This is a genomic window from Pseudomonas fluorescens (assembly GCF_004683905.1).
GTDB lineage: Bacteria > Pseudomonadota > Gammaproteobacteria > Pseudomonadales > Pseudomonadaceae > Aquipseudomonas > Aquipseudomonas putida_A.
The window spans coordinates 2,525,909-2,550,068 of the sequence record NZ_CP038438.1 but is presented as its reverse complement, the minus strand read 5'-3'; the positions used below and the strand labels follow the sequence as shown (position 1 = coordinate 2,550,068).

Below are 24,160 nucleotides of genomic sequence, written 5' to 3'. Positions count from 1 at the left end.
ATGTCCAAGACTCAGTTGTTCGACCTCGACGGCAAAATCGCATTCGTCTCCGGCGCCAGCCGTGGCATCGGCGAAGCCATCGCCAAACTGCTGGCCCAGCAAGGCGCCCACGTGATCGTCTCGAGCCGCAAGCTCGAAGGCTGCCAGCACGTCGCCGACGCGATCATCGCCGCCGGCGGCAAGGCCACCGCCGTGGCCTGCCACATTGGTGAAATGGAACAGATCAGCCAAGTCTTCGCCGGGATCAAGGAACAGTTCGGTCGCCTCGATATTCTGGTGAACAACGCGGCGACCAACCCGCAGTTCTGCAACGTGCTGGACACCGATCTGGGTGCGTTCCAGAAGACTGTCGACGTGAACATCCGTGGCTACTTCTTCATGTCGGTGGAAGCCGGCAAGCTGATGCGCGAGAACGGTGGCGGCAGCATCATCAACGTCGCCTCGATCAACGGGATTTCACCGGGCGTGTTCCAGGGCATCTACTCGGTGACCAAGGCCGCCGTGATCAACATGACCAAAGTCTTCGCCAAGGAATGCGCGCAATTCGGCATCCGCTGCAACGCCTTGCTGCCGGGCCTGACCGACACCAAATTCGCTTCGGCCTTGGTGAAGAATGACGCGATCCTCAAGCAGGCACTGACGCAGATCCCGCTCAAGCGCGTGGCCGATCCGAGTGAAATGGCCGGGGCGGTGCTGTATCTGGCAAGTGATGCATCGAGCTACACCACCGGGGTTTCGCTGAATGTGGATGGTGGGTTCCTGTCCTGATCTCTCTGACAAATGATTAACCCTGTGGGAGCGGGCTTGCTCGCGAAGTCGGAGTGTCAGGCAGCATTGCCTTGAATGACACACCGCATTCGCGAGCAAGCCCGCTCCCACAGGGGTTATCCGTAAGACAGTGACTTTGGGTAATTGCCTGACAAAGTGCACCGGCAAGTACCCCTACAGCACTATTGCGTGACACACCGGGTGGTGGTGATATGCCGAGTGACCTGCTCGTCAACATACATATCGCCCGACACCTGAGTGTTTTCCAGGGTCTGACAGGTACGCACCGGCGGTGGTGGCGGTGCAGCAGGAGGCGGTGGCGGAGGACTGGCGCAGCCGCTCAATAGCGCGACAGAGAAAGCCAGCGACAACGGCAGATACACGCGTTTCCCAGGATTATTCATAGGACGACCCGCGATGAATGGAAGAGCCACTTCCGCAATCGCGCACGAATACCGCGGATGACGGAAGACCTGACCACTCATTCTTTATAGCCGACCACCCTGTAAGCGCCAGTGAAATGGAGGGGGATAAGGGAATTGGCTGTCGATTTTGCGGGGAGTAACTCTGTTTGGGAGGGGTACATCAACAAGAATTTTTTGACTGGAAGGCCGCCATCGCTGGCAAGCCAGCTCCCACAGGGGTTGAGTATTCCTGACTGAAATGGGTCAGCTGTCAGGCCGCCTTCGCGAGCAAGCCCGCTCCCACAGTTGGGCCGGGTGCATCACCAAAAATTGGTCGGCTGTCAGGCCGCCTTCACCAGCAGGCTGACTCCTGCAATTCAGAGAGCGAGCCCCCCATGCGGCGAAGCCGCCCCACTCAACACAATGAGCGTTAGCTCGAGTACCGCTTTTGATCTGAGGGCCCGTCGGCAGGCTGAGTGGAGGGATTTATCCGGGGGTGGGAGCGCAGCGACCGTTTGGCGCAGCCAAACACAGCGAGAGGAGGTGCAGCGAAGCAAACCGTAGGCGCTGCCCCCCGGATGAATCCCGCAGCGAAGGAACCCGAGCCTAAGCGAGGGCCGAACGTCAGGGTAAAGCCTTTTTGGTTACTTTTTCGGCGTCTGGAAAAAGTGACCCGCCGTAAGGGCGGAACCCTAAGTGACCGTTACCGCAGCAACGGATATACACCCAAAACGAGAGTGTCAGATTTTTTGTGTGCGGGCCGGTAATGGCCTGCCGTCAGGCAGGCCTTCATTTCACCAGTTCGGCCTGATGAATCGGTCTCCATATAAAACCGCAAACTGATTCATGGCGTTTTTCCAGTCATGGGCGGCGCTGCCCCAGTTGGCGGTGATGTTTTTCAGCGCCAGCCAGATCAGTTTTGTCGCCGCCTCATCGGTTGGAAAGTGGCCTCTTGTCTTGATGATCTTGCGTAACTGCGAATTGATGCTTTCGATCGCGTTGGTGGTGTAGATCACTTTGCGTATCGCGGGTGGGAACACGAAAAATGGGATAACCCGCTCCCAGGCGCGTCTCCAAGCCGCCGCTATCGTCGGATACTGCTTGCCCCACGGCCCCGCTTCGAAGGCGTCCAGAGCCTGTTCGGCGACATCGGCATTGAGAGCTTGATAAATCGGCTTAAGGGCCTTGGCCAGTTCACGGCGCTTGTCCCACGCCGCGTAATCAAGGCTGTTGCGGATCAAATGGACGATGCATGTCTGCAGCGTTGTCTCTGGAAACACCGCACTCAAAGCCTCCGGCATACCTTTGAGCCCGTCAGTTACCGCGATCAGCACGTCTTCGACGCCCCGGGTTTTGAGGTCATTGAAGACCTTCATCCAGAACTTGGCACCTTCAGTGTTCTCGATCCAGATCCCCAAAATATCTCGGGTCCCATCCGGCAGCACGCCCAGAGCCAAGTAGATGGCCTTATTGCGAACCACGCCTTCGTCACGGATCTTGACCCGCAGAGCATCGAAGAAAATGACCGGATACATGGGCTCAAGCGGGCGTTGCTGCCAGGTACTGACTTCCTCCAGAACCGCATCGGTGACGGAGCTGATGAAGTCATGAGAGACATCTGTGCCGTACTGTTCCGAGAGGAAAGCACGAATCTCGCGAACGCTCATGCCACGGGCATACATGGCGATGATTTTGTCGTCGAAACCCGTGAAACGGCGCTCGTGCTTGGGGATCAGGATCGGGGCGAAACTGCCGTCGCGGTCTCTGGGAATATCCAGACGCAACGGGCCGTCTTCGGTCAGCACGGTCTTGCTGCTTCTGCCATTACGCTGATTACTCGAATCCTCAGGGCGCTCCGCGCCCTGAGGATAACCAAGGTGGTGCCCCATCTCGGCGCCAAGGGCTCGCTCGATCAGCGCTTTCTTAAACGCCATCGCGGCATCCTGAATAGCGTCGGCACTCATCGGGCCGCTGACGAACTGGTCGATCAGCTCTTGGGGAATGGAAGGAAGGTCACGCTGGGCCTCTCGGGCCGGTTTCTTTTTGGTCGGCATACATGCACCTCTGCGACATGTTATGCCCGAACACAAAATTTATGACACTCCCCCCAAAACAAACCAACACCAAAACCCTAGGCCATATCCGGATCCCGAGCAGCCCGCAAAGAATTGCTCTCCAACTCATACCGCAACTCATCCACCAGCGCCGCCACCGACTCAGGCGTACGCAACGCATTGAGCTTCAACCCACTGATCACCAGATCCACCTGCCCCGAATCCGGGTGATACAACTTCACCGTCAGCGAATGATCCCCATCCACTGAACACTCGCACGCCAATGGCGAAAAACTCTGTTCGAGGCTGGCGCGCAACTGCGCAAGATTCATCATGGAGCCTGTTCCTTTAGCTGTTTCGAAGGGAGACGATCCCAAGCCAAACAGGCTCGTATCGCACCCCAACAGACTAAGAACTGCCCTATCTCACCAGAACCTGCATTTGCACCGCATCAGCTAGTGCATTTGCACCTACCGCTGACCCTTCGCGCCGCGCTCGCCAGAAAACAGACCACGCTCCCGCGCCCAGACAATCGCCTCGCTGCGACTGTGTACATCAAGCTTGGAATACACGGTCGCCACATGATTGCGCACGGTGTTCGGCGCGAGTTTCAGGCGGGCGGCGATCTCCTTGTCGGCCAGGCCTTCGCAGATCAGCCCCAGCACGTCGCGCTCACGCGCCGTCAGGTCAGTGAACGACACGCTCGGCAGTTGCGGCGAGTTGACCTTCTTCACATTGGCCAGTTTTTCGATCAGCGTCCGGCTGAACCACGAAGCGTCTTTCATCACCTCTTCAATCGCCGCCACCAGCTCCAGCTCGGTGCGCTTGCGTTCGGTGATGTCCATCAGCACCAGCAGATAGCACGGCGTGTCCTGAATATTCACGGTGTCCGCAGACACCGCGCACTCCAGCAGATCCGCGTCCTTCTTGCGCACCCGCACATCGACCCGATCCACTCGTCCGCTTTTCGCCAAGGCGGTCAGCAGTCGGGCCCGCGCACCATCGTCGTCAATGAAATTCAGCTGCGTCACGGTTTTGCCGACGACGTCGTCATTCTCGTACGCCAGGGTGTCGAGGAACGCCTGATTGACATCGATCACCTGCTGTTCGTCGGCGGTGCAGATCAGAATCGGCACCGGAGTCAGGCGGAACGCCTTGGCAAAGCGCTCTTCACTCTGACGCAGCGCAACTTCGGCCTTGTGGCGCAGCTCCATGTCGACGAAGGAAAACAGCATGCAATCCTCATCATTGAGCACCAACGGTTGCCCGGCGACGATCACTTGCTTGCTGCCGCCATCGGGCAGGCGCAGTTGAGCCTGCATCTGCGGAATGGTCGCCACATCGCGCAGGCGCTGGATCGCCAGATCCTTTTTTTCGGCCTGCTCGAAGATGTCGATTTCATAGGCCGAGGTGCCGATCACCTGCTCGCGGGTGTAACCGGTCATCTCCAGAAACCCCGGATTGACCTTGATGTAGCGCAAATCGCTGAGGCGGCAGATCACCGCCGGCGCCGGGTTGGCATTGAAGGTCTTTTCGAAGCGCTGCTCGGCGTTCGCCCAATCGGTGACGTCGCTCATGATCAGCACCAGTGACTCCGGCTGCCCTTCGCGATCAGTCAGGATCATGCTGCGCACGCTGTGCACCCAGACGTGCTCGGGATCATTCACGGCAGACACTTCGATCAGCACGTCGTTGAAGGCTTCGCAGCGTGCAGCGCGGCTGATCGGATAGTGTTCCGGGGGCACCGTATGATTGTTGCGATAGCGCAGGCTGAAGCGCTTGGCATACTCATCGGCATTAGTGCCCAGCTCACCGATCCGGCTGACACCGTGCATCGCCAGCGCCGCCTCATTGGCCCAGAGGATGCTCTGATCGAGCTCCAGCAGAATCACCCCGTCGGACAGCCCGGCGATGATCTGCTGCAGCTGGCGACGGTTGGTTTCAGTGGTCAGGACTTCCTGGCTCATTGGATCTCCACAGGGAATTCGCGTGTGAAGATTACGACCGCAGGCGTTCGTGATCGTGCCGAACTCTTCAACAACACCACAAATCCCTGTAGGAGTGAGCCTGCTCGCGATAGCGGTCTGTCAGCCACATCAACTCTGACTGACACACTGCTATCGCGAGCAGGCTCACTCCTACAGGGGATCAATGGTGATCTGAAGTTTCCACCAGCTCCCGCAACGTATCGAGAAACAGCTTGAGCACTGGCGAGGCATCATCCGCCCGGTAAGTCGCATACAACGGCACCTCCGGCAGCGCCGGTGTCAGCTTGCGAAACACCAACCCAGCCGGGGCCAACTGCTCGATAGAAGCAGGCAGCAGCGCCACCCCGAAACCGGCGCGCACCAGACTGAGCAAGGTCTGCACCTCGATCACCTGCTGGCGGATCTGCGGGGTGAATCCGGCCTGAATGCAGCACTGATAAAGGAAGTTGGCGAACCGCGACTGCTTCAGTTCCAGCGCGACAAACGGTTCCTGTGCCAGATCCGCCGGGGCCAGAAGCTCGCGGCTGGCCAGCGGATGATCGGCCGGCATCACCACATGAATCGGCTCGTAGATCAACAACTCGTTGCGCAGCAACGGATCGTCATAACCCACGCGAAACACGCAGGCGTCGATACGTTTTTCCTTCAACGCCTTGACCTGCGCCGCCGGGGTCATTTCATGCAGGCGCCAGTTCACCTGCGGATAGCGCTCGCGAAACAGGTGCAGGGCTCTGGGCAGCACGCCGACCATCACCGAGCTGATCATGCCGATTTCCAGCTCGCCAAGCTGCCCGCGCCCGGTCTGGCGCGTCAGGTCCAGCGCCCGTTCCAGTTGTTCGAACACCAGCGGCGCCTGCTCCTTGAGCATCTGCCCCGCCGCTGTCAGTTCGACCCGGTGGTGACTGCGCTCGAACAACGGCGTGCCCAGCTCCTCCTCCAGCAGGCGAATCTGCTGGCTCAGCGGTGGCTGGCAGATGTGCAAACGCTCCGCCGCCCGACCGAAATGCAGCTCATCGGCCAGGGCCATGAAGTACCGCAGCAGGCGCAGGTCCATGGCGCTTACCCCGGACTCAGCGGCGTTGAGCGCTGGCGCACGCCGGTCAGCGCAAACAAGGCGTTGGCAATCGCCGGCGCCACCGACGGACTGCCCAACTCGCCTACGCCACCGGGCTTGCCCGGCTCGCCATCCAGCACCACGATATCGGTGGCCGGCATGTCCGACATGCGGGTCACGCGGTAGTCGTGGAAATTGCTCTGCACCACCCTGCCCTGTTGAATGTCGAGGCGATCAAACAACGCATGGCCCAAGCCCCACATCAGTCCGCCGTAGATCTGCTCCTCGACCCCGCCCGGCGACACCGCCAGACCGCAATCGACCACGCAGGTCAGCTTCTCCACTTTCGACTTGCCATCGACCGTCGCGACCCGCGCCACCACCGCGATAAAACTGGTGTAACCCTGATTGGTCGCAATCCCCAACGCAGTGCCGGGCGGTAACGGCTGGCCCCATCCGGCGCGTTCGGCAGCCTGTTTCAGCACCGCCACATGCCGTGGCCGCTCCTGCATGTTGGCCAGACGGAACGCCAGCGGATCCGCGCCTGCCGCATGGGCCAGTTCGTCCATGAAACTCTCGACGGCGAACACGTTGGGGATGAAGCTCACCGAGCGATACCAGCCGCTGGGCACATGGCTTTCGTGCTTGACCCAGTTCAGCTCCAGATGCGGCGGACGGTAGGCGAAGTCCCACGCGGTGATCGCTTCGGTGGTGCTGTAATCCATGTGATCCGGGCGTTCGAAATAGCCCGGCTCCCACTGCTCCGGCGAGGCGGGTGATACCGCGTGCAGTTTCAGCGCAGCGAGGTTGCCCTGGGCATCCAACGCGCCTTTGACTCGGTGCAGTGTGGCCGGGTGATTGAACAGTGCGTGCATCTCGTCTTCACGACTGTTGAGCAACTTCACCGGTACACCGGTTTGCTGCGCCAGATACGCCACCTCGAACAACCAGTATTTGGCTTCCCGCGCACCGAAACTGCCGCCGGATACCAGTTCGTTGATGGTGACTTTGTCCTTGGCGATGCCACACACGGTTTGCGCGGCTTCCAGCGCTGACGATGGCACCTGCACGCCGCCCCAATAGGTGATTGCGCTGTCCTGCACGTGCGCGGTGATGCAGATTGGTTCCAGCGGGTTCTGCACCTTGTACGGCATGCGGTAATCGGCTTCGATCAGTTGCGCCGCGTGCGGCCATTGCGCGCCGACATCGCCATGCGTCATGGCTTTGATGGTTTGGCTGTTCGGGTCGGAAATAGCGGCAGCCTGGGCCTTGGCCAGTTCCGCGCTGTCGAACCCGGCCAGCGGCGAATCGCTCCATTTGATCTCCAGCACTTTGCGCCCCTGCTGCGCCGCCCAGAACGTCTCGGCCAGCACCGCGACGCCTTCCAGATTGCCGCCGAGCACGTCCGGGCGCCCAGGGATTGCAAGCACCTGGCGCACGCCCGGCACCTGCAATGCCGCCGCCGAATTCACGCTGACGACTTTCGCCCCGACCACCGGCGCGCGCTGAATCACTGCCACCATCATCCCCGGCAACTGCACGTCGATGCTGTACTTGAAGCGCCCGCAGACCTTGGCCGCGGCATCGCGCTTGTGCCGCAGTTTGCCGATGTATTTGAACTGCGTCGGATCCTTCAGCGTGACACCGGCCGGCGCCGGCAAATGCGCCGCCACGCCGACCAGTTCGCCGTAGCCGAGGCTGCGTTTGCTGGGCAGATGAACCACCCGACCTTCTTCGGTGCTGCAGCTGTCGGGGCTGACTTTCCATTGCTGTGCTGCCGCCGCGATCAGCAGCGCCCGCGCCGTGGCCCCGGCCATACGCAGGCGCTCGTATTCCAGCGACACACTGGTGCTGCCGCCGGTGGAAAAGACTTTCCAGACCGGGTGAATGTAGGTGTCGAAGAACGGATCTTCCGGGGTGATCACCTGCACGGTCATCGGGTTCACATCCAGCTCTTCGGCCACACACGCGGCCAACGCCGTTTGCGTGCCGGTGCCGGAATCGTGTTTGTGCACCACCAGTTTCACTGTGCCGCCGGGGAAGATCCGCACCCAGGCGTTGGGCTCGAATTCGGTGGCCGGCGCCGGAGCTTTCGGGTCGCTGGCGGCGCTGCCGGAGGGCAGATACAAGGCAATCGCCAGGCCCGAAGCCACCGTCGCCGCTTGCTTGAGAAAGACCCGGCGTGACGGTTCGAGCAAGGTGTCGTCGCGCAGGCTCATCACGCCTCCTTCGGCGCGTTCGCCGCGCGCTTGATCGCTTTGTTGATCCGCGCGTAAGTGCCGCAACGGCAGATATTGCCGGTCATCGCATTGCGGATCGAATCGTCGGTTACCGCCGCGCCGGTGTTGAGCAGCGCGGCGGCGGACATGATCTGCCCGGATTGACAGTAGCCGCATTGCGGCACATCTTCGGCGACCCAGGCCAGTTGCAGCGGATGGCTTTCGTTCGGCGACAAACCTTCGATGGTGGTGATGCTGTGGCCCGCGACGGCGGCCAGCGGCAACTGGCAGGAACGCACCGCGACACCGTCCAGATGCACGGTGCAGGCACCGCACAGGCCCATGCCGCAGCCGAATTTGGTGCCGGTGAGTTTCAGTTGATCACGCAGTACCCATAACAAGGGCATGGAGGGGGACGCCTCATCCAGCTCGCGTCGTTCGCCGTTAACCGTGAATGCGATCATTGTCAGGCTCCAAAAGAGCGGCCCGTCTTTGTGCGGGCCTGGTGACCGATTATTGGAAGCCCACGCAACACGCGGCCAGCGACGATTTCTGCCAACCGGTGTAAGCAGGACTAACAACATGTACAAGCGATACCCGTCGGTGCAGTCCATGAGCGCGTTCATCCAAGCGGCGCGCAGCGGCAGTTTCTCCAGCGCTGCGCGCAAGCTCGACCTGACGCACAGTGCGATCAGCCAGCAGATTCGCGCACTGGAAGATTTCATCGGTCAGCCGTTGTTCGTACGTGAGGGCGGCGGCAGCAACCTCACCGATGCCGGGCAGTTGTTTGCCAGCGTGCTAGCGGACGGGCTGGCGCAGATCGACCGGGCGCTGTCCTCGGTGAAAAACCGCAGCGTGGCGCAACGCCTGACCCTGGACGTGGACAGTGAACTGGCGCAGAGCTGGCTCAATCCGCGCCTGCCGGAGTTGCTCGACGGACTGCCGGATTACGAGGTGACGCTGCGGTCGATGCCGCGCAGTGATCGCAGCAGCTTCGAGCGGGTGGATCTGGCGTTGCGTTACGGTTATGGCGATTGGGATGACTGCGAGATGACGCAGATCTGCGGCGACCGGGTGCTGGCGGTGGCTTCACCGGCGCTGCTTGAGCGCTATGGTTTGCAGTTGCCGCTGAGCCCGGCGCAGATCCTTGAATTGCCGCTGTTGGGCTATACGCGGCGCTCGTGGATACCGTGGCTGGATGCGGCCGGAATGCCCCCGGTAGAGCCAGCGGCGCGGGTGATTTTCGATAATGCGGCGAACCTGATTGCGGCTGCCGAAGCCGGGGTTGGTGCCGGGCTGGTGCGCGGTTTACTCGCCGCCGATGCGTTGCGCAATGGGCGGCTGGTGGCGTTGAACGAGGCGCAGATTGCTGCGCATTACAACCTGTATGCGGTTTGGCCGCATGGGCAGGCCGAGCGTGTGGCGCCGGTGGTTGAGGTCATCAAACAGTTGGCTCTGTGTACGCTTGAGAACGCTGCCCTCACCCTAGCCCTCTCCCAGAGGTAGAGGGGACCGATTGGGGAATATTGACGAATTACGCCGACGTGAAAGCTCAGCTGTGAATCCATAATCGACTGGATCTTTCAGGTCGATGTAAACCGAAAGACACCTCCGTAGGTTCCCTCTCCCTCCGGGAGAGGGCTAGGGTGAGGGCAAGGCTCTTGATCCAAGGCCCATATCCCAGAAGTATCACCACCCCACCCAATTAATATTGTACGAACCCTCCCCCGCCTTCCAATACTCGCCCTCAGCAACCACCCACCCGGGCCGGATGCGAACAGGCGAGGGAATGCGCGAGTGCTGCGCATAGAAATGGCCGATAGCCCGGGGCGTGGATGCCGAGAGCCGCAAGGCTCCCTTCCCCGCTATCAGGAGATCGACTTCAATGATCATCGATATCAGCTGCTATCCCACGGATCTCGTGGACCTCGCCTGGAGGCATGACGGTGACCCGTTCACCGGCGAGCGTTTGCTGGAGATGATGGATGGCCCGTACATGGTCAACGGCAAACCTCGCCGGATCGACAAAGCCTTCATCCAGCCGCCGCAGGGCAACACCATTTACACCTGGACCGACGGCGAACTCTCGGGCCGTGAATCCATCGACGCCTACATGGCCTACACCCTGAAAATGGTGCAGACCTACCCCGATCGTTTCATCGGCTGCTTCGTCTACAACCCGCGCTGCGGTGTGGAAAACGGCGTCGAGGCGATCGAGCGCTACGTCAAGGAGCACGGTTTCAAGATGGTGCAGATGCAGGCCAATATGCACGCCTACCGGCCTGATCGTGCACTGGACTGGGTGCGCCCATGCTTCGAGAAGTGCGCCGAGCTAGGTATTCCGGTCAAGCTGCACACCGGTGACGGCCCGTACAGCATCCCCTCGGAATGGGTGCCGATGATCAAGGAATTCCCCAACGTGAATTTCATCATGGCCCACTTCGGCGTGCAGACCGGCGGGGTCTACGTGTTCGAACCGATGCAATGGGCGATGGAACTGCCCAACGTCTATTGCGAATCCGGCTGGTGCCTGCAATCGCGGATCGTCGAGTTCGCCAAGGTCTTGCCAACGCACAAGATCCTGTTCGGCACCGACACCCCGCCGAACGAACCGGGCATGTGGCTGCGCCTGCTCGAAGTGCTGTGCCACGAGCCGCCGCAAGGCCTGAACCTCGACGAAGACACCCTCGAGGAATACCTGGGCAACAACACCGCGCGGATGATCGGCCTCGAACCGACCCCGCCGCCGCGTTCCGTTTCCGAAGCAGAGGCGCAACTCAAGCGCCCCGTCACCACGCAACTGGCCAGGAGCTGAACCGATGATCATCGACACCCATCTGCACCCCACCAATCTGGTCGACGAGGCCTGGCGCCACACCGGCGAACCGTTCACCGGCGAGCGCATGCTCAAACTGATGGACGGCCCGTACATGATCAACGGCAAACCGCGCCGCATCGACATGGGTTTCATCCAGCCGCCACCGGGCAACACCGGTTATCGCGACGGTAACCGCCGGGGCCGCGAGGGCGTGCGCGACTACATGTCGTATGTCGCCGAACTCTGTGTGAAGTACCCGGATCGCTTCATCGGCAACTTCAACTTCAACCCGCGCTGGGGACCGGAAAACGGTGCGGCGGAGCTGGAATTCCACATCAAGGAATACGGCTTCAAGATGCTCAAGCTGCACGCCAACATGCACGGCTATCGCCCGGATCGGGCGCTGGACTGGTTGCGTCCGGCGATGAAAGTCTGCGCCAAGTACAACATCGTGGTGCTGATCCATACCGGCGACGGCCCGTACACCATTCCGACGATGTTCTACCCGATCATCCGTGAGTTCCCGATGGTCAATTTCATCATCGGCCACTTCGGCATCCAGACCGGCGGCAACTACTCGTTCGAGGCGTTCTGGATGGCGATGGACACGCCGAACGTGTACTGCGAATCGGGTTGGTGCTTCCAGTCGCGGATCGTCGAATTCGCCAAGGAGCTGCCGCGCAACAAGATCGTGTTCGGCACCGACTCGCCGCCGAACGAACCGGGCATGTGGCTGCGCGAACTGGAGGTGTTGTGCTCACCGGCACCGCAGGGCTTGGGCATCGATGAGGATCATCTGGAGGACTACCTGGGCAACAACATCGCCCGGTTGTGTGGGATCGAACCGACGCCACCGCCGAAGGATCTGGTTGAGGCGGATATTCGCCTGACCACCACGTACTTGTAGCCACACACAATCCATGTGGGAGCGGGCTCGCTCGCGAAAGCGGTGCGTCATTCAACAATGAAGGTGGCTGATCCACCGCATTCGCGAGCAAGCCCGCTCCCACATTGGGGCCGTGTTACGACAGTTACACAGCGACTTTACAGGCACGAAGATGACCCGGCGTTCCCTCGACCGGCAGGCCAACGGCTGCTCGATCGAACGCCCTCTCACCCCTGCGTGCCTGCTTTTTACGAGGTGAAACCATGACCCGTTCGACGCTCGGCGATTCTCAGGATTTTCACGTGTTCATCGACGCCTATCGCCGTGAATACCCGGACGATGTGCTGACCATCACCCAACCCGTTTCTGCCGATCAGGACATCACCGCCCTGGTCGATGCCCTCGCCGCACAGGGTCGCGATCCGTTGCTGATCTGCGAAAACGTCGGCGGCCTCAAGGTAACGGTGGCAACTAACCTGTTCGCCTCCCGCACCCGCATTGCCCGGTTGTTCGATGTCACCCCGGCACAACTGCACGAAACCTTCCAGCGCCGCGCCAACCAGCCCATCGCCCCGCGCTACGTGGAAAGCGGCCCCGTGCTTGATGAAGTGTTCGAAGGCGAAGCCGTAGATCTGGCGCTGCTGCCGATGCTCAAGCATTTCGACAGCGATCGCGGGCCGTACATCACCAACGCGATCATCATCGCCGAGGACCCGCTGACCGGCATCGCCAACATGAGCTACCACCGCTCGATGCGCCACGCGCGCCAGTCCCTGGCGACCAGCCTGCACTCGCGCGGACACCTGTGGCGGATGCTGCAGACCGCCCGTGAGCGCGGCGAAGAATTGCGCGTGGCGATGGTGGTCGGTGCACATCCGTTGTTCATGCTCGCGGCGGCAGCGCGTTTACCCTACGGCAGCGATGAACGCGCCGTCGCCGGCGGCTTGTTCGGCGCACCGCTGGAACTGGTCAAGACCCCGCGCTATGGCATCGGCGTCCCGGCATACGCCGAGTTCGTCCTCGAAGGCGCCATCGACCCGACGGCCTACGCCGAGGAAGGCCCGTTCGGCGAGTTCAGCGGATATTCCTCGGATCGTTCGACCAACAACGTGCTGCGCGTCGACACCCTGTTGCGGCGCAAGGACGCCTGGCTGGTGGACGTGATGGGCGGCCGCTACGCCGAACACCTGACACTGGCGCGGCTACCGCGCGAAGCGGAAATGAGCGAAAAACTCAAGGCGCGTTTCCCTGCCGTCACCGCCGTGCATTATCCGAACTCCGGCACCCACTTTCATTGCTACGTGGCGCTGGATCAAAGCCGCGACGGCGAGGCGCGGCAGATCATGCTGGCCCTGCTCGGCTGGGATCCTTATCTGAAAAGCGTGATCGCGGTGGACAGCGATATCGATATCACCGACGACAGCCAGGTGTTGTGGGCACTGGCCGCGCATTTCCAGCCGCATCTGGACCTGTTCATGATCGACGGCTTGCCCGGCAGCCCGCTGGACCCGTCATCCTCGGTCAACGGCACCACTTCGCGCATGGGCCTGGACGCCACCCGTGGCTCGGGCTTCGACGGGATCAAGGCGCAGCTCGATCAGGACGTGCTCGAACGTGCCCGGCAATTGCTCAAGGGTCTGGCATCGTGAACCGTCGGCGGATGGTGGTCGGCATCAGCGGCGCGTCCGGCTTCATCTACGGCGTGCGTCTTTTGCAATTGCTCGCCGAACTGGAGATCGAAAGCCACCTGATCATCAGCCGCGCCGCGCTGCTGACCATGGCCCACGAGACCGATTACAAACTGGCCGATGTCACTGCGCTTGCCAGCCACTACCACCGCGCCGATGACGTCGCGGCCGGGATCGCCAGCGGTTCGTTTCGCTGCCTGGGCATGGTGGTCGCGCCGTGTTCGATGCGCACGCTGGCGGAGATCGCCACCGGCACGTCTTCCGGGCTGATCGGCCGCGCCGCCGACGTCACCCTCAAGGAACGCCGCACCTTGGTGCTGATGGCCCGCGAAACCCCGCTGACCCTCGCCCACCTGCGCAACATGACCGCCGTGACCGAGATGGGCGGAATCATCGCGCCCCCAGTTCCAGCGTTTTATGCCCGGCCCGAAAGCCTGGCGCAGATGGTCGATCACAGCCTCGGCAGAGTGCTCGATCTGTTCGGCCTCGATGCCGGCGTTGCCACCCGCTGGAAAGAACACCGAGAACCCTGTGGGAGCGGGCTTGCTCGCGAATGCGGTGGGTCATTCAACAATGATGGTGGCTGAACCGCCGCATTCGCGAGCAAGCCCGCTCCCACCCAAAGCAAATCCGCGTCCATCAAGGAGCTGCATATGAACACCCCCTTCAACGCCCCAACCCCCAACACCAAAATCCCCGTGACCATCCTCACCGGCTTCCTCGGCGCCGGCAAAACCACCCTGCTCAACTACATCCTCAAGGAAAACCACGGGCGCAAGATTGCCGTGATCGAAAACGAGTTCGGCGAGGTCGGCATCGACGGCGATCTGGTGCTCAGCTCCGAGACCGAAGAGATCTACGAAATGGTCAACGGCTGCGTGTGTTGTACCGCCGAGGTTCGTGAGGACCTGGTGCGCATCGTCCGCGAGCTGGTGGCGCGCCCGGTGCGCCTCGATCACATCCTGATCGAGACCAGCGGGCTGGCCGATCCGTACCCGGTGGCGCAGAGCTTTTTCATCAATGACCCGATTGCCGAAGAAGTCGAACTCGACGCGATCGTGACCATGGTCGACGCCAAGCACATCGCCCAGCACCTGGAGGATCTGCAACTGGATGGCGTCGACAATCAGGCGGTGGATCAGATCGTCTGCGCCGATCGCATTGTCATCAACAAGGTCGATCTGGTCAGCGGCGACGAGGTGGAAATCCTGCGCGGCAAGATCCGTGGTTTGAACGCCACCGCAGATCTGGTGACCTCCACCCATGCGCAGATCGACCTGACGAAAATTCTCGGCATCGGTGCGTTCGAGTGCACGCAGAAGCTTATGGAAATCGGCGCGGAACCTGAGCATCACGACCATGACCACCACCATGAATCAGAAGACCACGAACACGATCCGAGCGTGTCATCGGTGGGCATCGCCGTCGACGGCGCGGTCAATCTGATGGCGTTCCACCGCTGGATCAGCGAGCTGCGCTCGTCCCAGGCCGACAACCTCTATCGCATGAAAGGCGTGCTCGCCGTGGCCAACGAAGACCAGCGCTATGTGCTGCAAGGCGTGCACAGCCTGGTGGAGTTTCGCGCCTCGACCGCCTGGGGCATGGAGCCCCGTTCGAGCAAGATCGTGTTCATCGGCCGCGACCTGGACCGCGCGGCGTTGAACCAGGGCTTTGCCGCCTGCCTGGCAGGCTGAACAAGGCATCGGAGCCGGTGGATGGCGGCTTCGCAGCACGAATGACTGATGTTCTTTCGCCTGGCGCAGAACATGTGGGAGCGGGCTTGCTCGCGAATGCGGTGGGTCATTGCACAGTGATGTCGACTGACACAACGCTTTCGCGAGCAAGCCCGCTCCCACAGGGTTACACCGTGTTCTGGCGCTACGCGGCATCAGACGAATACCCCTCTCTACCGCATAAAAACAGCCAGAGGTGATTCCATGTCGTCAGCCACTCCTTCCTCCACCGTGCACCCCGTCGACCGCGTTTTGCCGGTGCGACAGATGCTCACCCTCGGCCTGCAACACATGGCCGTCTCGTACATCGGCGCCATCGCCGTGCCGTTGATCGTCGCCAGTGCCCTGAAGATGTCCCACGCCGACACCGTGGTGCTGATCAGCACCACGCTGTTCTGCTCCGGCATCGCCACCCTTTTGCAAACCGTCGGCTTCTGGAAATTCGGCGTGCGTCTGCCGATTCTGCAAGGCGTGGCGTTCAGTAGCGTCGGCCCGGTGATTGCCATCGGCAGCAACCCTGACGTGGGGTTTGCGGGAGTCTGCGGCGCGGTGATCGGCGCCGGGATTTTCACCCTGCTGATGGCGCCGTTCGTGGGCCGATTGCGGCGGTTTTTCCCGCCGGTGGTCACCGGCTGCATCGTCACGGTGATTGGTTTGCAGCTGTTCCCGATCGCCTATGAATGGGTCGGTGGCGGACGCAACGCGAGCAACTTCGGCGCCCCGGCATTTCTCGCGGTGGCGGTGGTGGTGCTGCTGACCATTCTGCTGGTCAATCGCTATGGCAGTCCGCTGCTGCGCAACATGGCGGTGCTGGTGGGCATGCTGGTCGGCGCCGGTCTGGCCTACGGTCTGGGCATGGGCAATTTCCACAGTGTCGAAGAGGCGCCGTGGCTGACCGTGCCCTACCCGTTCTACTTCGGTTTGCCGACTTTCAGCTTGATCCCCATCGCGACCATGGTGGTGGTGATGATCGTGCAGATGGTCGAGTCGATGGGGCTGTTCGTGGCCATCGGCGACATCGTCGACAAACCGGTGGAAGACCAGCAAGTGGTCAACGGCCTGCGCGCCAATGGCCTGGCCAGCACCATCGCCGGAATGTTCGCCGCGTTTCCGTTCATTGCCTTCATGGAAAACGTCGGTCTGGTGATCCTGACCGGCGTGCGCAGCCGTTGGGTGGTCGCCGTCAGTGGCCTGTTGATGTGTTCGATTGCGCTGGTGCCCAAGGCCGGGGCGATCATCGCGTCGATGCCGACCGCGGCGTTGGGCGGCGCCGGTATCGCGATGTTCGGCGTGGTCGCGGCGGCGGGGATCCAGACCCTGGCCAAGGTCGATTACGAGCGCAATCGCTACAACGTATTGATCGTCGGTTTCACCATCGCCGCCGCGCTGGTACCGGTGCTCGCGCCCACCCTGTTCAAACAAATGCCCGAGTGGTCACAGCCGTTCCTGCACAGCAGCGTGGTCATCGCCTGCCTGGTGTCGGTGCTGCTCAACGCGGCGCTCAACGGCGTCAGCGTGCCAGACACCACACCCGGCAAATCCGCTTCGCACATTCTCTGACTGGAGCCTGCCCATGACTCGACTTCAAAACATCCTGATCAAAAACCCGCTGGCGGTGATGACCGGCCTGCGCGGCCCGCGAGCACGGGCCGGCGCGGTGGACATTCGCGTGGTCAACGGACGCATCGCCGAAATGGCCGCCGACCTTCAAGCGCAACCCGGCGAGCGCGTGATCGATGCACGCAACTGCGTGATCTATCCGGGCTGGATCAACACCCACCATCACCTGTTCCAGAACCTGCTCAAAGCCGTGCCCGAAGGTTTGAATCAGGATCTGCAAGGCTGGCTGGCGAGCGTGCCCTACCCAAGGTTGAACCGCTTTACCCCGCAACTGGCGCGGATCGCCGCTCGGCTGGGCATGGTCGAATTGCTGCTGTCCGGGGTGACGACCTGCGCCGATCATCATTATCTCTACCACGCCCACGGCACCACCGAGACCGGGGACCTGCTGTTCGATCTGGCCGATGAGTTCGGCCTGCGCTTTGTGCTGTGTCGCGGTGGCGCGCTGGAATCCGCCAGCGCGCACCCGGGTTTCTCGAAAACCGCGCTGCAACCGGAAAGCCTTGAGCAAATGGTCGGCGATATCGAGCGGCTGAAATCGCTGTATCACCAGGACACCCCGGACGCCATGCGCCGGGTGGTCGTCGCGCCAACCACACCGACCTTTTCGCTGCCGCCGACCCTGCTGCGCGAACTGGGGCACACCGCGCGCGGCCTCGGTTTGCGCCTGCACACGCACCTGTCGGAAACGCAGAACTACGTGAATTTCTGCCGCGAGAAATACAACTGCCTGCCGGTGGAGTTCGTCGCCGAACACGAATGGCTCGGCCCCGACGTGTGGTTCGCCCACGCCGTGCACCTGCAACCCGGCGAAATCCGCATGCTCGCCCAGACCGGCAGCGGCATCTCGCATTGCCCGGTGAGCAACGCGCGCCTGGGCAGCGGCGTCGCGCCGGTTCCGCAAATGTATGAGGCCGGCGTACCGATCTCCCTCGGCGTCGACGGCGTCGCGTCCAACGAATCCGGAAGCATGGTCGGCGAAGCCAACACCGCATGGCTGATCCACCGCGCCGAACAAGGCGCCTCGGCGACCACTGCCGAAGACGTGATCCACTGGGGCACGGCGGGCGGCGCGCAGGTATTGGGACTGGGCGCGGTCGGTACGCTGGAGGTCGGGCAAGCGGCGGATCTGGTGATCTACAGCCTTGATCATCCACGGTTCTTCGGCTTCCACGATTGCGCGGTTGCACCGGTGGTCGCGGGGGAACCGATCACGGTGAAGTACAGCCTGGTGGGCGGCCGGATCGTGGTCGATAACGGCGTGATTCCGGGGCTGGATATCGAACGGATGCGCGCCGAGGCATGGGAAGGTGTGCAGGCGATGATGAATATCGACGATTGACCGCGGATCCGCATGCAATGCAAAACCTGTAGGAGTGAGCCTGCTCGCGATAGCGGTGTGTCAGCTGACATTTGCGCTACTGACACACCGCTATCGCGAGCAGGCTCACTCCTACAGGGAACAACGCCACATTCGCGGACCCGGGGATTCTCGACTAAGGTTACCCCCTCATCGGATTGAGCCCCTGCCAGATCCACCGGGCTCTTGATCAAGGAGAGACTGATGACGTCGCGTCGCAACATCGAACAGACTTATCGCACCTGGTCCAGCCCGATTCTGCTGGAGCTGAAAAAGCGCGAACACCAAATGGCGCCGGTCGAGCGTCAGGCGCTGGAGAATGTTTTGGTCGAACGACGGTTGCTGGATGTCGGCAACCCCAACGGCCCCGACCGACGCCAGGGCACAGCGGGCAAGAATGACCGGCCCGGCTGATCACTTTACTCAACTGAACAAAAACCTGTGGGAGCTGGCTTGCCAGCGATGACGGACTTTCAGTTAATCCAGTGTCGACTGGTCCACCGCCATCGCTGGCGAGCCAGCTCCCACAGGTCACGCCGCGTTTTCAGGCCGCGCGCTGCCCCTCCGCCACCATCGCCGAAGCCGCCAGCATCGCCCGCAACAACACCGCACACCCGGCCGCCAGATCTTCCGGCGCGGCATTCTCGATTTCGTTGTGGCTGATCCCGCCTTCGCACGGTACGAAAATCATCCCCGCAGGACCGAGTTCGGCGAGGAAGATCGCGTCATGCCCGGCGCCGCTGACGATGTCCATGTGCGACAGGCCAAGGCCTTTTGCCGCGCCGCGTACCGCCTCGACGCAGCCCTTTTCGAAGTACAGCGGCGGAAAGTCTGCAGTCGGGGTCAGCTCATAGGTCAGGCCGTGTTCCTCGCAGGTGGCGTCGATGACCTGCTTCACCTCGGCGATCATCGAGTCCAGACGCGCTGGCTGCAGATGCCGGAAGTCGAGGGTCATGCGCACCTCGCCAGGGATGACGTTGCGCGAACCGGGGTAGGCTTGCAGGCAACCGACGGTGCCGCAGGCGTGGGGTTGATGGCCGAGGGCGGCGCGGTTGACCGCACCAACGATGACCGAGGCGCCGACCAGCGCGTCCTTGCGCAGGTGCATCGGCGTGGGCCCGGCGTGGGCTTCGACGCCGCGCAGTTTCAGGTCGAACCACTTCTGCCCGAGAGCGCCGAGTACCACGCCGATGGTTTTCTGTTCGTCTTCGAGGATCGGGCCTTGTTCGATGTGCGCTTCAAAATAGGCGCCGACCTTGTGCCCGCTGACCTTGCGTGAACCGGCATAGCCGATGGCATTCAGGGCTTCGCCGACGGTGACGCCGTCGGCATCGACCTTGGCCAGAGTTTCTTCAAGGGTGAATTTCTCGGCGAACACGCCGGAACCCATCATGCACGGAGCAAAGCGCGAGCCTTCTTCGTTGGTCCAGACCACCACTTCCAGCGGCGCTTCGGTTTCTACGCCGAGGTCATTGAGGGTGCGCAGCACTTCGACGCCGGCGAGCACGCCGAAACAGCCGTCGAACTTGCCGCCGGTGGGCTGGGTGTCGATGTGGCTGCCGGTCATCACCGGCGGCAGGTTCGGATTGCGCCCGGGACGGCGGGCGAAGATGTTGCCGACTTCATCCACCGTGACGCTGCACCCGGCGTCCTTGCACCACTGCACGAACAGGTCACGAGCCTGACGGTCGAGGTCGGTCAGGGCCAGACGACAGACCCCGCCCTTGACCGTGGCACCGAGCTTGGCCAGTTCCATGAGCGAGGCCCAGAGGCGGTCGCGGTTGATGTGCTGATGGGTGGATTGCAGAACGTCTACGGCTGCGTTCATGTTGATCTCCTCAGGCAGTTTTTTTATGAGTTTCTACAGGCAGTTCTTGTGTGTATTTGAGGCCGTCTTCGCGAGCAAGCCCGCTCCCACATTTGGAATGCGTTCACCCTGTGGGAGCGGGCTTGCTCGCGAAGGGGCCATTCCTCACACCGAAGATTTCACAACAGAGGGGCTGCTTCGCATCGAACACAACCCGTAATAAATCACCCCACCCAGCGCCGAACCGGTAAACCAGCCGTAGCTGTAAAACCAACTGAACGCATCGCTGCCCAGCGACAGCAAGGTCAGCACCACCGGCACGCCAAATGCGGTAAACCCGGCCCAGTTCCACGCCGGATACACGTCGTCGCGATAAAGCCCGGCCAGGTCCAGCTGCTGTTTCTTGATCAGGAAATAGTCCACCACCATGATCCCGGCAATCGGTCCGAGCAGGCTCGAATAGCCCAGCAGCCAGTTGGAATACACGGTTTCCAAGCTGACATCGGAAACGATCAGCCCGAGCTTTTTCAGCAGCTCGTGGGCCATCAACGCCAGCCCCACTAAACCAGTGAGCAACACCGCTTTGGTGCGGTTGATCACCTTGGGCGCGATGTTCTGAAAGTCGTTGGTCGGCGAGACAATGTTCGCTGCGGTGTTGGTCGACAGCGTGGCGATGATGATCAGTGCCATGGCCACCGCCACCCACACCGGGCTCTGGATATGGCCGATCAGGCTCACCGGGTCGGACACCGTCACGCCGACCAGTTTCACCGACGCGGCAGTCATCACCACACCCAGCGAAGCGAACAGGAACATGGTCAGCGGCAGACCGAAAATCTGCCCGAGGATCTGGTCCTTCTGGCTCTTGGCGTAGCGGCTGAAGTCAGGAATGTTCAGCGACAACGTGGCCCAGAAGCCAACCATCGCTGTTAGCCCGGCGGCGAAGTAACTGACCACGCTCGCGCCTTCCGGGCGTTTCGGTGGAATCGCCAGCAGCTCGGTCATCGACACATTGGGCATCGCCCACACCAGCAGGCCAATGCCGACTGCCACCAGCAGCGGCGCGGACAGGGTTTCCAGCCATTTGATCGACTCGGCGCCACGGATCACCACCCACAGGTTCAGCGACCAGAAAATCATGAAGCCGATCACCTCGCCCGTGCCGCCGAGGGATTTCCAGCCCTCGAATACCGAGCCGAGAAACAGGTGAATCGCCAACCCGCCGAACATGGTCTGAATGCCGAACCAGCCACACGCCACCAGTGCACGAATCAGGCACGGCACGTTGGAACCGAGCACGCCGAACGACGAGCGCAGCAGCACCGGGAATGGAATGCCGTACTTGGTGCCGGGGAAAGCATTGAGGGTCAACGGGATCAGCACGATGACGTTGGCCAGCAGAATCGCCATCAGCGCTTCGCCGACGGTCAGGCCGAAATACGCGGTGAGCACGCCGCCGAGGGTGTAGGTCGGCACGCACACCGACATGCCGACCCACAGCGCGGTGATGTGCCATTTATTCCAGGTTCGTTCGCGCACCTTGGTCGGTGCCATGTCGTGGTTGTAACGGGGACTGTCGAGGACGTCACTGCCGGCTTCGAGTTCGAACAAGCCGTCGCGCTCGGTCACTTGCGATCTGTTCTGTTGCATGGCCGCTCCACTGTTCTTCTGATTATTTTTTTGCTCATCAGGCGGCTGCACACGGGGTGCGAGCCGGACGATGGCCGGAGGAACTGACAACTTTCGTGTACCGGCCATGGTGTCAGCGGCGGCATCAATAAACGTGCCGGGTGCCCCGCTTAACGGTAGGGCCGTGGTTCAAACACATTGCAACTTTCTGATATTGCTCGGTTTTAATTATTCAACGAAAGGGTCCGCGAAAACTTGTCTGCACGCTCAGGCCAAACGTTTGCCAACGTTGTCCGAAATGTCAGGACTCAATCTGGTGCACTGCTCTTTTTTTCATCATGGGCAATCAGCCGCAGCTCAACTTCAAGCGGCTGATTTCACATAGGAAATCTTGCTCATATTTCCATCCTGTCAAGTGCGTCAAAATGGTGAACAGCCTCACCATTTTGGTGATTTGCAGTTTTTATCGTTATTTTTCATACAGTTAAAACAGTCATAAGCTTATAAAAAATAATCTTGATCAATTTCAAAACTGCGACTAGCTTCTATTCCTGACAGCGCTGACAGGAATACGCCGATCAGCGTTGTACATCAATAAAACATTTAGAACCGGCACAAGTCGGTCATGCCTGCGAGGAACTCGGAATGTCTCTGTTGATCCGTGGCGCCACCGTTGTTACCCATGATGAAAGTTATCGCGCCGACGTCTATTGCGCCGACGGCGTGATCAAAGCCATTGGTCAGAACCTGGATGTTCCCGCCGGCGCCGAAGTGCTCGACGGCAGCGGCCAATACCTGATGCCCGGCGGCATCGACCCACACACTCACATGCAACTGCCTTTCATGGGCACCGTGGCCAGCGAAGACTTCTACAGCGGCACCGCTGCAGGTCTGGCCGGCGGCACTACCTCGATCATCGACTTCGTGATTCCCAATCCACAGCAGTCGTTGATGGAAGCGTTTCATCAGTGGCGCGGCTGGGCCGAGAAGTCGGCATCGGACTATGGCTTCCACGTCGCGATCACCTGGTGGAGCGAGCAAGTGCGTGAGGAAATGGCCGAGCTGGTCAGCCATCACGGGATCAACAGCTTCAAGCATTTCATGGCCTACAAGAACGCGATCATGGCCGCCGACGACACGCTGGTGGCAAGTTTTGAACGCTGCCTGGAACTCGGCGCCGTGCCGACCGTGCACGCGGAAAACGGTGAGCTGGTCTATCACCTGCAACGCAAGTTGATGGCCCAAGGCATTACCGGGCCGGAAGCGCATCCACTGTCGCGGCCATCGCAGGTGGAAGGCGAAGCGGCGAGCCGGGCGATTCGTATTGCCGAGACCATCGGCACGCCGTTGTATCTGGTGCACGTTTCCACCAAGGAAGCGCTGGACGAAATCACCTACGCCCGCAGCAAGGGTCAACCGGTGTACGGCGAGGTGCTGGCCGGGCATCTGCTGCTCGACGACAGCGTCTACCAGCACCCGGACTGGCAGACCGCCGCCGGTTACGTGATGAGCCCGCCGTTCCGCCCGCGCGGGCATCAGGAAGCGCTGTGGCACGGTCTGCAAAGCGGCAATCTGCACACCACCGCCACTGACCACTGCTGCTTCTGCGCCGAGCAGAAAGCCGCCGGTCGCGACGACTTCAGCAAGATCCCCAACGGCACCGCCGGCATTGAAGACCGCATGGCGGTGCTGTGGGATGAAGGGGTCAACAGCGGACGTTTGTCGATGCAGGACTTCGTCGCCCTCACCTCCACCAACACCGCGAAAATCTTCAACCTCTACCCGCGCAAAGGCGCGATCCGCGTCGGCGCCGATGCCGACCTGGTGCTGTGGGACCCGCAAGGCAGCCGCACCATCTCCGCCAAGACCCACCATCAGCAGGTGGACTTCAACATCTTCGAAGGCAAGACCGTGCGCGGCGTACCGAGCCATACCGTCAGCCAGGGCAAAGTGGTCTGGGCCGACGGCGACCTGCGCGCCGAGCGTGGGGCCGGGCGGTACATCGAACGGCCGGCGTATCCGGCGGTGTTTGATTTGCTGAGCAAGCGGGCTGAATTACAAAAGCCGACTGCGGTGAAACGCTGAAATCCAGGCCTTCGGCCTTCGCGAGCAAGCTCGCTCCCACAGGGTGT

The 24,160-nt window shown here is 61.4% G+C and carries 19 protein-coding genes; 11 read left to right on the top strand and 8 right to left on the bottom strand.

Going from position 1 to position 24,160, the window contains the following annotated elements; translation table 11 throughout:
* Entirely contained in the window at positions 1-768 is a 768-nt protein-coding gene (locus E4T63_RS11530) for an SDR family oxidoreductase (protein WP_007965755.1), read from the top strand.
* A 1,198-nt stretch (positions 769-1,966) separates the two neighbouring features.
* Here the strand turns inward: E4T63_RS11530 and E4T63_RS11520 are convergent.
* The 6 genes from E4T63_RS11520 to E4T63_RS11490 form a co-directional block, all read right to left on the bottom strand.
* Positions 1,967-3,226 (bottom strand): IS256 family transposase, encoded by a 1,260-nt coding sequence (locus tag E4T63_RS11520; protein WP_135295504.1) that lies wholly within the window; start codon positions 3,224-3,226, stop codon positions 1,967-1,969.
* A gap of 77 nt (positions 3,227-3,303) precedes the next feature.
* The gene (locus tag E4T63_RS11515; protein WP_096795930.1) at positions 3,304-3,561 is read right to left on the bottom strand and encodes a DUF1652 domain-containing protein; all 258 of its coding nucleotides are present in this window, start codon (positions 3,559-3,561) and stop codon (positions 3,304-3,306) included.
* Positions 3,562-3,696: 135 nt separating this feature from the next.
* Positions 3,697-5,193, bottom strand: a complete 1,497-nt coding sequence (locus E4T63_RS11510; RefSeq protein ID WP_135295503.1) for a helix-turn-helix transcriptional regulator — start codon at positions 5,191-5,193, stop codon at positions 3,697-3,699.
* A 181-nt stretch (positions 5,194-5,374) separates the two neighbouring features.
* Positions 5,375-6,268: a LysR substrate-binding domain-containing protein gene (locus E4T63_RS11500; protein ID WP_098968246.1), complete on the bottom strand. Its 894-nt coding sequence runs from the start codon at positions 6,266-6,268 to the stop codon at positions 5,375-5,377.
* Positions 6,269-6,273: 5 nt separating this feature from the next.
* On the bottom strand, positions 6,274-8,487 hold the full coding sequence (locus E4T63_RS11495) for a xanthine dehydrogenase family protein molybdopterin-binding subunit (protein ID WP_135295502.1): 2,214 nt from the start codon (positions 8,485-8,487) through the stop codon (positions 6,274-6,276).
* Positions 8,487-8,951, bottom strand: coding sequence for a (2Fe-2S)-binding protein (locus tag E4T63_RS11490; protein ID WP_027613188.1), 465 nt, complete (start codon positions 8,949-8,951; stop codon positions 8,487-8,489). Before E4T63_RS11490 ends, E4T63_RS11495 begins: the two co-directional genes overlap by 1 nt.
* Positions 8,952-9,069: 118 nt before the next feature.
* On the opposite strand from E4T63_RS11490, the gene E4T63_RS11485 reads away from it, so the two are divergent.
* The 9 genes from E4T63_RS11485 (at position 9,070) to E4T63_RS11430 (ending at position 19,006) form a co-directional block, all read left to right on the top strand.
* The gene (locus E4T63_RS11485) at positions 9,070-9,993 is read left to right on the top strand and encodes a LysR substrate-binding domain-containing protein (RefSeq protein WP_135295501.1); all 924 of its coding nucleotides are present in this window, start codon (positions 9,070-9,072) and stop codon (positions 9,991-9,993) included.
* Positions 9,994-10,372: 379 nt separating this feature from the next.
* Complete coding sequence (locus E4T63_RS11480; protein WP_007965237.1) at positions 10,373-11,302, top strand: amidohydrolase family protein; 930 nt, start codon at positions 10,373-10,375, stop codon at positions 11,300-11,302.
* Between the two features lie 4 nt (positions 11,303-11,306).
* Positions 11,307-12,212: an amidohydrolase family protein gene (locus tag E4T63_RS11475; RefSeq protein ID WP_003224037.1), complete on the top strand. Its 906-nt coding sequence runs from the start codon at positions 11,307-11,309 to the stop codon at positions 12,210-12,212.
* 242 nt (positions 12,213-12,454) lie between these two features.
* A complete protein-coding gene (locus E4T63_RS11465) occupies positions 12,455-13,840 on the top strand; it encodes a UbiD family decarboxylase (RefSeq protein WP_135295500.1) in 1,386 nt (461 codons plus the stop codon).
* An 11-nt stretch (positions 13,841-13,851) separates the two neighbouring features.
* Positions 13,852-14,466, top strand: a complete 615-nt coding sequence (locus tag E4T63_RS11460) for a UbiX family flavin prenyltransferase (protein WP_167797092.1) — start codon at positions 13,852-13,854, stop codon at positions 14,464-14,466.
* 66 nt (positions 14,467-14,532) lie between these two features.
* Positions 14,533-15,573 carry a CobW family GTP-binding protein gene (locus tag E4T63_RS11455; RefSeq protein ID WP_135295498.1) on the top strand — a complete coding sequence of 347 codons (1,041 nt, stop codon included), beginning with the start codon at positions 14,533-14,535 and terminating at the stop codon, positions 15,571-15,573.
* Between the two features lie 243 nt (positions 15,574-15,816).
* Positions 15,817-17,172, top strand: a complete 1,356-nt coding sequence (locus E4T63_RS11445; protein WP_135295497.1) for a nucleobase:cation symporter-2 family protein — start codon at positions 15,817-15,819, stop codon at positions 17,170-17,172.
* A gap of 13 nt (positions 17,173-17,185) precedes the next feature.
* Positions 17,186-18,574: an amidohydrolase family protein gene (locus E4T63_RS11440; protein WP_135295496.1), complete on the top strand. Its 1,389-nt coding sequence runs from the start codon at positions 17,186-17,188 to the stop codon at positions 18,572-18,574.
* Positions 18,575-18,796: 222 nt separating this feature from the next.
* The gene (locus E4T63_RS11430) at positions 18,797-19,006 is read left to right on the top strand and encodes a hypothetical protein (RefSeq protein ID WP_003224027.1); all 210 of its coding nucleotides are present in this window, start codon (positions 18,797-18,799) and stop codon (positions 19,004-19,006) included.
* Between the two features lie 130 nt (positions 19,007-19,136).
* On the opposite strand, the gene E4T63_RS11425 is transcribed toward E4T63_RS11430, so the two are convergent.
* A complete protein-coding gene (locus tag E4T63_RS11425; RefSeq protein WP_135295495.1) occupies positions 19,137-20,420 on the bottom strand; it encodes a Zn-dependent hydrolase in 1,284 nt (427 codons plus the stop codon).
* 144 nt (positions 20,421-20,564) lie between these two features.
* On the bottom strand, positions 20,565-22,049 hold the full coding sequence (locus E4T63_RS11420; RefSeq protein WP_135295494.1) for an NCS1 family nucleobase:cation symporter-1: 1,485 nt from the start codon (positions 22,047-22,049) through the stop codon (positions 20,565-20,567).
* A gap of 624 nt (positions 22,050-22,673) precedes the next feature.
* Between E4T63_RS11420 and hydA the strand changes: the two genes are divergently transcribed.
* Entirely contained in the window at positions 22,674-24,113 is a 1,440-nt protein-coding gene (hydA, locus tag E4T63_RS11415; protein WP_135295493.1) for a dihydropyrimidinase, read from the top strand.
* Positions 24,114-24,160 lie beyond the last annotated feature (47 nt).